Raw genomic sequence first — 14,392 nt, forward strand, 5'->3', positions numbered from 1 at the left:
ATCGGAAATGGCGCCGGGGTTATCCACTTCAATGGTAACGTATTTTACCAGTACATTACCATTCAGAATGGTATCCGCACCGCTGACCGCTGTTACCTTTCCCGCCAGTGTTTCAAAGGAGCCATACAGCGTTACTTCTGCTCTCTGGCCCACATAAAAACTACCGGCATCTGCAGAGGGGAAAGGCAGTTTGATGCTCATGGAAGAAGCATCTCTTACCACTGCAATGGTATCGCCTGCCTTTACTTCATCGCCTTTATCTACGGCAATTTCGACTACTGTGCCCTTTACAGGAGATTTCACGTTCAGGTCTGCCAGATTTTCCAGCTTTCTTTGATAACTCAGCTGAGATTCAGACAGGGATATCTGCGCCTGTTCGATGCTGTTTGCCGCATCGGAGCTATCGATCTCATAGAGGACTGCATCTTTCTCTACCTCATCTCCCACTTCAAAATTCGCAGACAATACATCTCCTTCCACCAATGTGGTGATGGTATAGGAATCGGCAGGCTCCAGGGTGCCGCTGCCGGAAATGCTTTCGGCAATATCCCTTCTCTGGGCTTCTTCTGTCAGATATTCCCCCTCCACTCTGGCATCTTTTCCGCCGCCGAAAATTTTCAGCAAAACCAGTACTGCGATTAGGATCACCAAAAGCAATATCTTCTTTTTCTTCGGCAGTTTTTTAAACTTCGTGATCATTCCCTTTCCTGTTTCCTTGATGCCGGAAAAACGGCTGCTTGTACCTTCCTCCTGCATCGGTGTGTTTTCCAAATTCATTTCATCATCCCTCTCTTTTTGAGTCATTCTTTTTTCGCATTCCAGTGTATGCCATCAGGATTAAAACTGGAGCGAACCACTCTAAAAATTCCATGAAAAAAGGCGGCGTTGTTTTAATGAAAAAGAAAGGAGATTCTAATGAAAGCCTAACCTCTATAAATCTTGCTTATTGTGTGAAGGCTGTTTATTTGGTAAAATAGTAATGTTAGGCAGGTGAAACTTATGAAAAACATCAAACTGGTAGCCTCCGATCTGGACGGAACGCTGCTGAATAAGAATAAAGAAATCACACCCCGTCTGTATGACGCTTTGGAAAAACTGGATAAACTGGGCGTATTATTTATTCCTGCCACAGGCAGAGCCTTTGATTCTCTGCCCCAGTGCGTAAAGGAACTGCCCTTTTTAAAATATGTCATCACCAGCAACGGCGCGTCTATTTATGATGCAGAAGAAAAACGAAATATAGTGGAAAATTTTCTGACCCCCGAAGCGGTGGATATCACACTGGAAGCCATTAAAGGCCTTCCCATCATCGTGGAATTTTTCCATAAAGGCACGGCCTATATCGCTAAGGAAGTCTTTGAAAACCTTTCTGCTTATCATCTGACAGACAGTCATATCCAATATATCCGCAGCACCCGCACCCCCATCGAGCATTTCTTTGAGAAACTGGAGCGGAACAAAACTGCTATGGAAAACATCAATCTGGTGTTCAGCGACATGGACCTGAGAAAACAAACTTGGGCACTGTTAGAAGAAAAAGGACACGCCTGTGTCACCTCTTCTTCCCCGAAAAATATCGAAGTCACTTCCAAAAATGCCACAAAGGCAAAAGCCCTGGAAAAACTTTGCGAATTGCTGGGGCTGGATAAGAACGATACCCTTGCCATGGGCGACAGCGACAACGACCTGCCCATGCTCCGTTTCGCTGGCATCGGCGTTGCCATGGCAAATGGCGAAGCCCATGTAAAAGCAGAAGCAGATATTGTTGCCGATGACTGCAACGATTTCGGCGCAGCAAAGATATTAGAACAGATCATCGAAAGTAAAAAGTAAGGAGAATCAACCGAATGAGTATTTTGAATGTAGTAAAACTGAGCCACGGCTTCGGCGACAGAGCCATTTTCACAGACGTTTCCTTCCGCCTGCTGAAGGGCGAACACGTTGGTTTCGTTGGCGCCAATGGCGAAGGCAAATCCACATTTATGAATATCATCACAGGCAGTCTGATGCCCGATGAAGGCAAGATTGAATGGAGCAAAAATGTACGCGTTGGCTACCTGGACCAGCATACTGTTCTGGAAAAAGGCCAGACCATCCGTGATGTGCTGCAGTCCGCTTTCGCCTATCTCTTCGAACTGGAAGCACAGATGAACGCATACTATGCGGAAATGGCAGAAGCAGACGAAGACCGTATGAATTTCCTGATGGAAGAAACAGGCAGCATCCAGGAAATGCTGGATCATCATGATTTCTATATCATTGATTCCAAGGTAGACGAAATCGGCCACGCCCTGGGGCTGGCAGATATCGGCATGGACAGAGATGTAACAGAACTTTCCGGCGGCCAGAGAACAAAAGTCCTGATGGGCAAGCTGCTGCTGGAAAAACCCGACATCCTCCTGCTGGACGAACCTACCAACTATCTGGATGAAAACCACATTGAATGGCTGAAACGCTATCTGATCGAATACGAAAATGCATTCATTCTGATTTCCCATGATATCCCCTTCCTGAACAGTGTAGTCAACCTTATTTATCATGTTGAAAATGCAGAACTGAACCGCTATGTAGGCAATTATGATAAATTCCTGGAAGTATATGAAATGAAGAAAGCCCAGCTGGAAGCGGCTTACCGTAAACAGCAGCAGGAAATCGAAGACCTGAAGGATTTTGTTGCCAGAAACAAAGCCCGCGTTGCCACAAGAAATATGGCAATGTCCCGTCAGAAAAAACTGGATAAGATGGATGTCATCGAACTGGCGAAGGAGAAACCCAAGCCCGAATTCAACTTCAAAGAAGCCCGCGCCTCCGGCAGATATATCTTCCAGACAGAAGACCTTGTCATCGGCTATGATAAACCCCTTTCCAAGCCTCTGACCCTTTCCATGGAACGCGGCCAGAAAATCGCACTGGTAGGCGCCAACGGTATCGGTAAAACAACATTGCTGAAGAGCATCATCGGCGAGATTCCTCCCCTCAGCGGCAAAACCACACTGGGCGATTACCTGTACACAGGCTATTTCGAACAGGAAAAGAAATACACTGAAAACGTGACCTGCATCGACGAAATCTGGAAGGAATTCCCCTCCTATACCCAGTATGAAGTCCGCTCCGCTCTGGCAAAATGCGGCCTGACAACAAAACACATTGAAAGCATGGTAAAAGTTCTGAGCGGCGGCGAACAGGCAAAAGTACGTCTGTGCAAGCTCATCAATAACGAAACAAACGTATTGCTGCTGGACGAACCTACCAACCATCTGGACGTAGATGCAAAGGAAGAATTGAAACGCGCCCTGAAAGCATATAAAGGCAGCATCCTGCTGATCTGCCACGAACCCGAATTCTATCGTGACGTAGTAACAGAAGTATGGAACTGCGAAGACTGGACAACGGTACAGCTGTAATTGTATAAAAATAAGGCTATCAAAATTCGATAGCCTTATTTTTTTATTTCTTTTTTTCCTGCTGCAGCAGTTCTTCCACTTCCTCCATAGGAATCACCAGATATTCCGCATTACCCAACAGGTCTCTGTGTCCATAATCCAAGAGGATGGCTTTGGGTTCTTCGTCTCCGAAAACATCCAGATAGGTATGCTTGATAAGGACTTTCTTTTCCGCATCGGCATAGGAAGGGATATATTTCTGCACCAGTTTCGCCGTGATGCGTTCATATTCCTGCCCATTGCCGCCAACTTTCAGCCATACAGGCAATTTCTTGGGCTTTTCATGAAGGGCAATGTCGAATTTCATGGCCCACTGGAATCTGCTCAAATCAACCTTTTCATTTTTCTGCACAAAACTCCACAGAACATCACACAGACCAATTTTGGAAAGGGATTTATACTGAGAGCCTTCCGCCAGCCAGAACTGAGACAATTCCTCGAAGAAGGCAAAGGGATTTTCGTACAAAGGCACCAGATAATCCAGTGTATGCAAAAATTTTCCGCTGTTGTAGTATGTTTCTACCATTTCTTCGATATATTTCAATCGCAACGTATCCTCATAAGGCAGCATATGGGTCGTCAGCACCTCATAGGGCGCTTTATCGTGATATACAATATCAAACTCCTTCTGTTTCTGATGCAGCATGGAACCTTTCAAAACCTTCAAAAAGCCCAGCTGCAGCTGTTCCGGATCCAAATTATATACATCATTGAAGGAACGACCGAAGGACTCATAATCCTCATGGGGAAGACCTGCGATAAGGTCTAAGTGCTGATGGATATTCCCGCCGGCCTTGATCTGTTTTACAATGCCGGAAAGCTTCTCAAAATCCACATTTCGATTGATGGCCTGAATGGTGTGAGGATTGGTGGACTGGACACCGATCTCAAACTGAAACAACCCTTTTCGTACTGTTTTCAGGAAATCGATGGTCTCCTGATCAATAAGGTCAGCTGTCATTTCAAAATGGAAATTCGTCACACCGTTATCATGTTCATGGAGATATTTCCAGATCGCCATGGCATGACTTTTTTTGCAGTTGAAGGTACGGTCGATGAATTTGACCTGATTTACGTTCGCATCCAGAAACCTCTGCAAGTCGGGCAGAACCTTTTCCAAAGGAACGAAGCGCACCCCCTGCTCCACAGAAGAGAGGCAATAGCCACACTGATAGGGGCAGCCGCGGGAAGATTCATAATAAATGATCTGATTTTCCACATCCTTGAAATCCGCATCATAGGGAAAAGGCAACAACGCCAAGTCAAGAGGTGCTTCCGCTATGTTTGAGATAATTTTTCCATCCTTACGGAAGGTCAGACTGCCGATTTCTTCCAAAGAAGGCGTTCCATGATCGAAATAGTCCAGCAGCTTACTGAATACGATTTCCCCTTCCCCGCGCATCACAAGGTCTACAGAAGGATTTTCCTGCAGGAAGGTTTCGCTTTCGTAGCTGACCTCCGGCCCACCAAAACCAAGAATACAATTGGGCAATATCTTTTTCAGAACTACGCAAAGCTCCCTCAGCATCTCTACATTCCAGATGTATGCAGAAAATAAAATCACATCGGGCTGCAGGCGAAAGAGTTCCTCTGCAATAAAATCCAGACGCTGATTGATAGTGAATTCTCTGGTTAAGACATTATGTTTTTTATTGTTATCCTGAAAGCGGCTCAGATAGCGCAACGCCAGATTGGAATGGATATATTTCGCATTCAGCGCTGCAAGAACAACTTTTTTCATTTTCATTCCTCACTTTTTCAAATCCCGAAAGGCGCAAGGCTCCGTTCCAGAATACCATTGATATAAGCAATGCAGATACCATAATTGGTCATGGGTACCCCCTGATCCTCTGCGCACTTCAGGCGATATTTCATTTCTCTTTCATTGAGCATACAGCCACCACAATGGACGATCAGCGCATAAGGAGACAAGTCCAGAGGAAATTCTGTTCCGCTGGTGAATTGGAAGTTCAGCTCTTTTCCTGTATGTTCTTTGATCCATCGGGGTAATTTTACAGTACCAATATCCTCACACTGGCGATGGTGGGTACAGCCTTCGGAAATCAGAACGGTATCTCCATCCTTTAAGTTCTCTAATGCTCTAGCGCCTTTCACATTAGGCACCAGATCACCTTTGTATCTCGCCATCAGGATAGAAAAAGAAGTCAGTTGGATATCCGCAGGCACTTCTTTGGAGACCCTCCCGAAAATCTGGCTGTCTGTGATGACCAGTTTCGGACGTTTTCCAAGGGAAGCCAGTGTTTCTTTCAATTCATGATCTCTGGTAACAATGGAAACAGCCCCCGCTTCCAATATATCACGGATGGTCTGCTGCTGGGGCAGGATCAGTCTGCCCTTAGGCGCCGCAGAATCGATAGGAACAACTAAAACTGCGAAATCGTTGGGTTCTAATAAATCACCCACGATTTTCCGTGTCATATCTTCACTGGGAACCAGCGCCGCAATGCGCTCTTTCAGTTCATAGATATTCCGCCCTGTTTTTGCGCTGACGGAAATGGTGTTTTCCCCTTCCTCAGCAACTTTCAGATCAGATTTGTTTTTTACGATAATATAAGGTATGTTTTTCGCACGGATACGTTCCAGAATGGCTTCATCTTCCGCAGTCATGCCGACAAAACCATCGATGACAACAACAGCGATATCTGTTTTGTTCAGCACCTGATAAGCCTTCTGCACACGAAGCTTGCCCAGTTCACCCTCATCATCCAGACCAGGGGTATCGATGATGACAACTGGTCCCAAAGGCAGCAATTCCATGGCTTTCAGAACAGGGTCGGTGGTCGTTCCCGCAATATCGGAAACAATCGCAAGGTCCTGCCCTGTCATGGCATTGATGATGCTGGATTTCCCCGCATTTCTCTTGCCGAAAATCCCAATATGAATGCGTTCCGCCATAGGCGTATTGTTCAATCCCATAAGTTCCTCCTATTCCACCAGAGAATCCCCACGGGCAGATACAACCCGATAACCGATCTCTTCCATTTCAGCTTTAAGCAGTGCCAGCCCTTCGGCAGCTTCATCGCCCATGCAGCGTTTATTATCATACAAACTGTAGTATTTTCGATTTTCCTGGGGAGAAAGATTTGGCATGACTACGTTTGCTCCCGCGAGGATACCCATTTTTCGCCCATCGGGATGGATGGTACTCAATGCCGTTGTGGCAGGCATCAGCACCTTCGGCAACATCAGCCGCATCGCTCCCAATAAAAACAAGGTCAATTCCAAAGTACCTGCCGTTTCCTTTGCAAGGGTGTATCCTTATGAGGAATAAAAGGTCCAATGCCCACCATATGAGGGTTCAATTCCTTCAGGAATAATAAGTCCTCCGCCAATTGCTCCGCCCCCTGTCCGGGAGAACCAACCATAATGCCGCTGCCCACCTGATAGCCAATTTCACGCAGGTTCCAAAGGCAGTTTTTCCGATGGGCAAGGCTCAGCTCTTCAGGATGAAGATAACGATAATGGGCGTCATTGGCTGTTTCATGGCGCAGCAGGAAACGATTGGCTCCTGCGTTGAAATACGCCTGATATTCTTTCTTTTCTCTTTCCCCAATGGAAAGAGTGATGGCACATTCAGGAAATTCTGCTTTCATTTTTTCCAGCAAAGCCACCATTTTTTCCTCTGTGAACCAGCCGTCTTCCCCGCCCTGTAAAACAAAGGTGCGGAAGCCCAGACGATAGCCATTTCGGCAGCAATCCAGGATTTCTTCTTCCGTCAGTCTATAGCGGAAAAGATTCTCATTGCTTCTGCGAATACCACAATAATAGCAGTTATTTTTGCAGTGATTGGTAAACTCAATAAGACCACGGATATAAACATCCTTCCCGTAGTGCTGCTGTCGTATTTCTCTTGCCCGTTCAAAAAGGATTTCTGCGATTTCCGGTGTTCTGCCTTCAATCAGATATACCCACTCCTCTTTCGTCAGGTTCTGTTCTTTCTCCAGTTTTTCGATCAGATTTTTCATAGGCATTTCTCAAACATTCTTCGCATAAATCGTTTTTGTACTGACACCGGGCAGCATACCCAGTTTTCCGGAAAGAGCGCTGATAGCATCATTAGGCGCATCCATCGCCACGCTGATAATGGAAATTTCTTTTTCCCGATAAGGAAGACCCATTCGTCCGATGATATATTCACTGTATTCACTCAGTAAGGTATTCATCTGCCCCACTGCTTCATGGCTGGTCAAAATGATACCAATAAGAGCGATCCTTGTTTCCTTTTCTGCCATAGTCATTCCTCCTAAAAAAATCTGCACCCAAAAGGCGCAGACAAATAAAAGGGATTCCCCCGTTTTTTCATATAGTCTATTCGCCTTTTCACTCAGGTTTTGCCCTTTGTGATCAGTTCAATATTTGGATAAGTATACCACAAAAGAAATATAAAGAAAAGACCGACTCTTGAGTCAGTCTTTTCTATCATATCATTTCATAAAATTCATCAGCATCTGTGCCGCATGAGCTCTTGTTGCATTGCCCTTTGCATTTAAAGTACCATTGCCATTACCGCTCATGACGCCTTCACCAACAGCCCAGTTCATAGCCTGTACCGCGTATTCAGAAATCTGCGCCGCATCTGTGAACTGACCCAGGTTTTCTTCCAATGTTGCCATATCCATGCCTTTAAACTGTGCATAGCGATACAGCATAGAAGCCAGCTGTTCTCTTGTGATGTTATTCATAGGAGCTGTACCATCGGAAATACCATTTTTCATGGTCCATTCTCTGCCCGCTGTATACCATGTGTCACCTTTGGATGTATCAACACCATCCATACGAGCCAGAATCGTCCACATCATAGCACGGGTTGTTGTCATGTATGCGCCAAATTCGTCAACTTCAACACCCCCCATGATACCTTCATCGTATACATAGGAAACTGCCTTTGCATACCAGTCGGATGCTTTTACATCTTCAAATCTTTCTACCGCATCAGAAGAAAACGTGGATTCTTTTTCTTCAGATTCCGTTGTATCTTTTGTTTCCTCTGTTGTTTCTTCTGTATCTTCTACAGTTTCATCAATGTCCTTTTTGGAAGAAGAACTGCTGGAGCTGGAAGAAGAACCACCACTGGAACCAGATTTCGTTGTAACTTCCATATCCACATAATCACTATAACCAACTGCATTTACTGCATAAACTTCTACTGTGTATGTTGTTCTGCTTTCCAGACCGTCAAAAGTAACTGTGCCCGCTTCTGCCAGTTCTTTTTCTTCCAACAGTTTTCCATCCTGATACAATGCCACCATGTATTTTTCGATTGCAGGCATATTCATTGTTTCTTCTACTTCTTTCACATTTACAGAAACTGTTGTTTTTGTTGCGGATGTAGAGAATTCAGGTTCTTCAGGCACCAGAAGTCTTGCAAACAGGAAGCCATATGTATTGCAGTCATCATCTTTCGCGCCCATTGTCAGGTTTACCGTGTTGATAGGTCTTGTCTTTGCTGTTGCAGCATCGATCACCAGAGTCTGGCCTGTGGAATATGTGAATTTGGATGCGTTATTGAACCAGCCCCATTTCAGTTCATATTCTGTGTCATCACCCTCTGCTCTATGATGGACGGGAGTTACCTCATAGGAACCATCTTCATTCACTTTCAGCTGCAGTTCCAGTTCCCCCTGCAGACGGGTTTTGCCTGTTGCCGCCAGATATGCATCTAACAATGTGTTATAACCTTCTTCATAATAATCAGGCTCATGTTCTTCATCATCTGTATATGCCTTGATAGACGCTTCATAAGCTGCTTTCAGGGATTTACCGGGTTCTGTTGTCGTATCATAGCCATCTGCAGCCAGATAATCGCCGACATCACCAATCAGGACACCCCATTTCATTGCAGCAGAGGTTGCAGACGCTTCTTCATCTGTATGCAGCGCATATTCATAAAAGCTTTTTGATGCCGCAAAGTCTTTGAAATATGCTTTTGTAACAGTAACATTCAACTGATTTACGATATCGGAAACCTTGTTGCCCAGGGCATTAGACAGGTTTGCCATCAATACATAACGTTTGCTGCTTTCTACATCCATATATGCTTCTTCTTCAGACACAGCCAGATTCGCATATTTGGACCAGCCTGCCATATAGCCCAGATTCTGGCCCATATTTTCTTTTGTGATATCGATAAATGTAATATCTTCATCGGCCAGCAGTTCACGCAGCATTCTGCCATGATATGTGCTATTGCCCAGATTGTACAGGAATACGATAGGTTCCAGCATTTCTTCGCTGTCTTCCAGGATATTTACACTGGTGCAGTCTGCATAACCTTTGATTTCTGCTCCCTTTGTATTTGTCCATGTGCCTTCATTGTTGATAACCTGAACAACCACATAAGCTTTTCTGTCAGAAACCAACGCTTTTTCGATCATATCCTTTGTGAAGGGAATTGTGAGTGTATCAAACAGGTAATAAATATTATCCTGATAATCTTCCTGCAATTCATAAGTCTGTTTCAACAGTGTTGTGGTCGTATATGTTTTTTCACCCAGAACATAATATTTATTGTCTTTATGTGTACGAATCTGTACAGAGAATGTCAAATCTTCATCTTTATATTCATCAAAGAATCTCTTGTCCAGAGCCAGCTGCACCAGTGCGGATGTATCAGATTCATACAGGTGTGCAAATTTACTGAAAACTCCCATTGTCAAAGAATTGCTGGTTGTACCGGGTTCATAAATATAGTTTCCGCTCATTGTTACCTGCAGTGCATCATCAGGCTGGAAGGATGCACCTACACAAACATCACCTTTGGGCATTGTGAAGTAATATGTGCCGTCAGAGTTCTTTTTCATTGCCTCCACAGAGCCTGTTGTTTCTGTGCCATCTTCATTTACTGTAACTATCCAGAAACCCATACCAATCAGGTCATAACCTTCTTCCGCTGTAGGTCTTACGATTACTTCATCGCCAGCTTTGAGGGCTGCAATATCATTTAGGATCTCTACGCTGCCACCCACGATGTTCTCTCTTACAGAAAGTCCTACTTCGTAAACAGTTACTTCTTTTGTTGCTGTAAATGCATCGTCTTCTTTGGATGTAGCTGTAATCTTCAGCACTGTACCAGGTGTTTCATCAGCAGCTACTGCCAGCAGACCATTTTCATCGATCGTTGTGCCTGCAACACCGCCTTCTACTTTCCAGCTTACATCTTCATGAATACCTGCTGTGCCTTTTACTTCTGCTTCCAGCTGCATTTTATTGCCAATAGTAGCAGTGTCTGCTTCCGTTGTGATGCTCACAGATTTCACTTCAGGCAGCTGGCTCCATTTTTCCGCACGGTGCATACCAAGGATTACGTTATATTTCGCAATGTCAGTTGCATCAGCGTCCGTCATAGTCACATACCAGTATTTATCCACCATATCGCTGACTTTTTTGTTAGATTCATTATAAGTAATGCCGTTGGCAAGCTGGCCATTTGCAAGAATCTTACTCAGATCACTGCCAAACTGGAAATGGTAATGCTTTGCGATAGGCGTTTCTACTTCCCCTTCCATGTCAGGCACCATTGTTACCAGATATTTATATTCTGCATTGATATCTTCATCATCTGCTGTGAAAACATACATTGTCGCACCTTCCAGGCCATTCAGGATTTTACCTGTCATGGTATAGGAAGAAGAAGCTAGTGTTTTGCCTTCTGCATCCTTCCAGGAAAGAATGTAGCCGCTGCCATCTTCTTTTACAACGATTTCGGATACGCCATTTGTATATGTCATATCATACCAGTATTCTTTCAGGGCATTAACATCGGGATACTGTGCCTTGATTGTTTCTTCCATGAATGTGCCTGCAAAAGCACCGATATATGCAGGATATGCCAGTTCCCAGGCTCTTTCCAGATAAGGGTATTTTTCTTGCAGATCTTCATCAGGGTAGATATAATCCTGCCATGTTTCCCAGTTGCCGACCCAGTTTTTCAGCGTTGTATCACCAACAAGTTTTGTTTCTTCGCCAATTGTAACCTGATACGCATCATTTTCACCATTGACAAAAATTGTTGTATCAGTCAAATCCAAATCCCCAAAACCAATTTCTTCTTCAAATCCAACTGTTTTGCCATCCACAATAATAGAAAATGTTTCTTCTTCTCCCTCTTCTTCAGAGACAGCAGACACACCATTTTCTTCACTGGACTCAGGTACACCGCCCCCCAGAATTGCGGAGTTTTCTTCACTTTCGGATCCTTCTTCATCTTCGGATCCTTCTTCGCCTTCAGATCCTTCTTCGCCTTCAGATCCTTCTTCACCTTCGGATCCTTCTTCGCCTTCGGATCCTTCTTCGCCTTCGGATCCTTCTTCGCCTTCAGATCCTTCTTCGCCTTCAGATACCTCGCTATTCACTCCTGTATCTACGCCGTCTTCTGCAAATACCCCAACAGGAACAGAAGAGAATGCCACGGACACAGACAGCAGACCTGCCAAAAACTTACCTTTTTGCATAAATAAAGTCCTCCATAAAAACATATATTTTTGTTAGTTCAAACTAACTATCGATTTTAAAATTAGACCAGCTTCCACTGATCTCTTTTTCGGGTTAGCCCAGACTAACCACAAAGGATATTAACACTATCTTAACTATTTTGCAATTTTATTTTTTCTCAATAAGTTTCATTAAATGAGAAAATGAGAAAATAATTACATTAAAAAAGAGGATTTATCCTTAACGAAAAATCCTCTCATTTATCTTTATTCAGCCATCAGCCCTTCTTTTTATGCACGTTTCTGATGGTTTTCTTTTTGCCCGTATTGGCCTTCTGGCCGCCTTTTCCCTGACCTTTGCCGCCCTTTTCGCTGGACTTGCCGCCTTTATACTGGAAATCCCGTTTCATCTGTCTGGGACGGATGAGACAATTCTTATCAAAGCCAATCAGGTCTTCCCTATGAGCCTTTTTCAGGGCTTCATAGACCAGATCATAGTTCTGAGGCAATCTGTACTGCATCAGGGCGCGCTGCATCGCCTTTTCATGGGGAGATTTTGGCACATAGACCTTTTCGCCTGTTCTAGGGTCTTTTTCTGTGTAGTACATCGCTGTAGAAAGGGTGCCGGGTGTGGGATAGAAATCCTGCACCTGTTCAGGCATATGATGGATATCACGAAGATATTCCGCCAGTTCGATGGCCGCATCCAAGTCACTGCCGGGATGGCTGCTCATCAGATAAGGCACCAGATACTGTTCCATGCCAAGGCGTTTATTGATATCATAATATTTCTTTACAAATCTCTGATATACATCGCCGGCAGGCTTGCCCATCTTCATCAGAACCTTTTCAGAAACATGTTCAGGAGCAACCTTCAGCTGCCCGCTGACATGATATTTACACAATTCGTTGAAGAATGTTTCATCCTTATCATAAATCAGATAATCATATCTGATACCGGAACGAATGAATACTTTCTTGATTCTGGGAATTTCACGGATCTTTCTCAGCAAACGCACATAATCCAGATGATCCACCTCCAGATTTGGACATTTTGTGGGCCACAGGCACTGTCTGTCTTTACATGCGCCATGCTCCAGCTGTTTTTTGCAGGCAGGACCACGGAAGTTGGCCGTAGGGCCACCTACGTCGTGAATATAGCCTTTGAAATCAGGGTCCCATGTAATTTTTTCTGCTTCTGCGATGAGGGAGTTGTGGCTTCTTGCCGTTACCACCCTACCCTGATGGAAGGCCAGTGCGCAGAAATTGCAGTTACCGAAACAGCCACGATTACTTACCAGAGAGAATTTTACTTCCTCAATGGCAGGCACGCCGCCCTTTTCAATATACATTGGATGATAGTTTCTCTCGAAATTCAGGGCATATACCTTGTCCAGCTCAGAGGTTCTCAGAGGAGGAGAAGGAGGATTCTGCACCACGATCCATTCGTCGTATTCTTCCACCAGTGTCTGCCCTGTCACCGCATCTGTATTCTGATACTGGATGAGGAAGCTGTCTGCATATTTGTCCTTGTCTTTTAGAACTTCCTTATATTTTGGAAGCATGATATAGTCATAGGCTCTGGAAATATCCTTTGTTTTATAAACGGAACCTCTCAGAAAAGTCAGCTCGTTGATAGGGATACCGCTATTCAGAGCATCTGCCATTTCCACGATCTGATGTTCACCCATACCATAGAGTAAAAGGTCAGCACCGCTGTCCAACAGGATAGAACGGCGCACTTTATTATCCCAATAATCATAATGGCTCAGACGTCTCAGGCTGGCTTCCACGCCACCGATGATAATAGGTGTTTTCTTATAAACTTCTCTCAGTTTATTACAATAAACAATGGTCGCTCTGTCGGGGCGTTTGCCCATTTCGCCGCCAGGGGTGTAATAGTCTTTTTTACGTCTCTTTTTGGCAACGGTATAATGGTTTACCATGGAGTCGATATTCCCTGCGCTGACCAGAAAACCCAGTCTGGGTTCGCCAAAACGTGTGAAATCCTCTGTACTCTTCCAATCGGGCTGTGCCACAAAGCAAACCTTATAACCATGGCTTTCCAGCACACGGCAAATGATAGCCGCGCCAAAGGAGGGATGATCCACATAGGCATCCCCGCAAATATAGACAAAATCAGGCTGTTCCCAGCCTCTTTCCAGCATTTCTTCTCTTGTCACAGGCAAAAATGCCATAGGTACTCCTCCTTACAATTTTATTATAACGATATCAAATCGTGCTTCTCCATTTTATCTTATTTAGTATATCAAATTTATTCTATGAATACAAACAATAAAAAGATCTGTTCTTCTTTTGGATAAAAAAATAGAACCGCATTTGCGATTCTATTTTTTTACTGGATTCTGGCGACCATCTACTCTCCCAGGCAGCTGCCCACCAAGTACCATCGACCGCTTGGGTCTTAACCGTCGTGTTCGGAATGGGAACGGGTGTGTCCCCCAAGCGCATCATCACCAGAAATCTTTTATTAAGTTG

8 protein-coding genes, 1 rRNA gene and 1 pseudogene are annotated in these 14,392 nt (G+C 44.4%); 2 read left to right on the forward strand and 8 right to left on the reverse strand.

The features are described 5' to 3' along the window. The coding region (locus IJ369_RS03140; protein ID WP_290715890.1) for an efflux RND transporter periplasmic adaptor subunit at nucleotides 1–777 on the reverse strand (777 nt) is incomplete at its 3' end. Nucleotides 778–999: 222 nt separating this feature from the next. On the opposite strand from IJ369_RS03140, the gene IJ369_RS03145 reads away from it, so the two are divergent. Both IJ369_RS03145 and IJ369_RS03150 read left to right on the forward strand, forming a co-directional pair. Then, nucleotides 1,000–1,833 carry a Cof-type HAD-IIB family hydrolase gene (locus IJ369_RS03145; protein WP_290715892.1) on the forward strand — a complete coding sequence of 278 codons (834 nt, stop codon included), beginning with the start codon at nucleotides 1,000–1,002 and terminating at the stop codon, nucleotides 1,831–1,833. A 14-nt stretch (nucleotides 1,834–1,847) separates the two neighbouring features. Further along, nucleotides 1,848–3,404, forward strand: a complete 1,557-nt coding sequence (locus tag IJ369_RS03150) for an ABC-F family ATP-binding cassette domain-containing protein (protein WP_290715895.1) — start codon at nucleotides 1,848–1,850, stop codon at nucleotides 3,402–3,404. A 43-nt stretch (nucleotides 3,405–3,447) separates the two neighbouring features. Here IJ369_RS03150 and IJ369_RS03155 read toward each other — a convergent pair whose 3' ends face one another. The 7 genes and pseudogenes from IJ369_RS03155 to rrf form a co-directional block, all read right to left on the reverse strand. Then, complete coding sequence (locus IJ369_RS03155; protein WP_290715898.1) at nucleotides 3,448–5,184, reverse strand: B12-binding domain-containing radical SAM protein; 1,737 nt, start codon at nucleotides 5,182–5,184, stop codon at nucleotides 3,448–3,450. A gap of 17 nt (nucleotides 5,185–5,201) precedes the next feature. Further along, complete coding sequence (gene hydF, locus IJ369_RS03160) at nucleotides 5,202–6,380, reverse strand: [FeFe] hydrogenase H-cluster maturation GTPase HydF (protein ID WP_290715901.1); 1,179 nt, start codon at nucleotides 6,378–6,380, stop codon at nucleotides 5,202–5,204. 9 nt (nucleotides 6,381–6,389) lie between these two features. Next, nucleotides 6,390–7,429 (reverse strand): annotated as a pseudogene (gene hydE / locus IJ369_RS03165) ([FeFe] hydrogenase H-cluster radical SAM maturase HydE). Nucleotides 7,430–7,438: 9 nt separating this feature from the next. Next, on the reverse strand, nucleotides 7,439–7,696 hold the full coding sequence (locus IJ369_RS03170) for a TM1266 family iron-only hydrogenase system putative regulator (RefSeq protein WP_290715903.1): 258 nt from the start codon (nucleotides 7,694–7,696) through the stop codon (nucleotides 7,439–7,441). A 192-nt stretch (nucleotides 7,697–7,888) separates the two neighbouring features. After that, complete coding sequence (locus tag IJ369_RS03175; protein ID WP_290715905.1) at nucleotides 7,889–11,914, reverse strand: S-layer homology domain-containing protein; 4,026 nt, start codon at nucleotides 11,912–11,914, stop codon at nucleotides 7,889–7,891. 257 nt (nucleotides 11,915–12,171) lie between these two features. Next, a complete protein-coding gene (locus IJ369_RS03180) occupies nucleotides 12,172–14,091 on the reverse strand; it encodes a YgiQ family radical SAM protein (RefSeq protein WP_290715907.1) in 1,920 nt (639 codons plus the stop codon). Nucleotides 14,092–14,257: 166 nt separating this feature from the next. Further along, nucleotides 14,258–14,375 (reverse strand): 5S ribosomal RNA (rrf, locus tag IJ369_RS03185). Nucleotides 14,376–14,392 lie beyond the last annotated feature (17 nt).

This window comes from Anaerotignum sp. (assembly GCF_017483025.1).
Lineage (GTDB): Bacteria > Bacillota > Clostridia > Lachnospirales > Anaerotignaceae > Anaerotignum_A.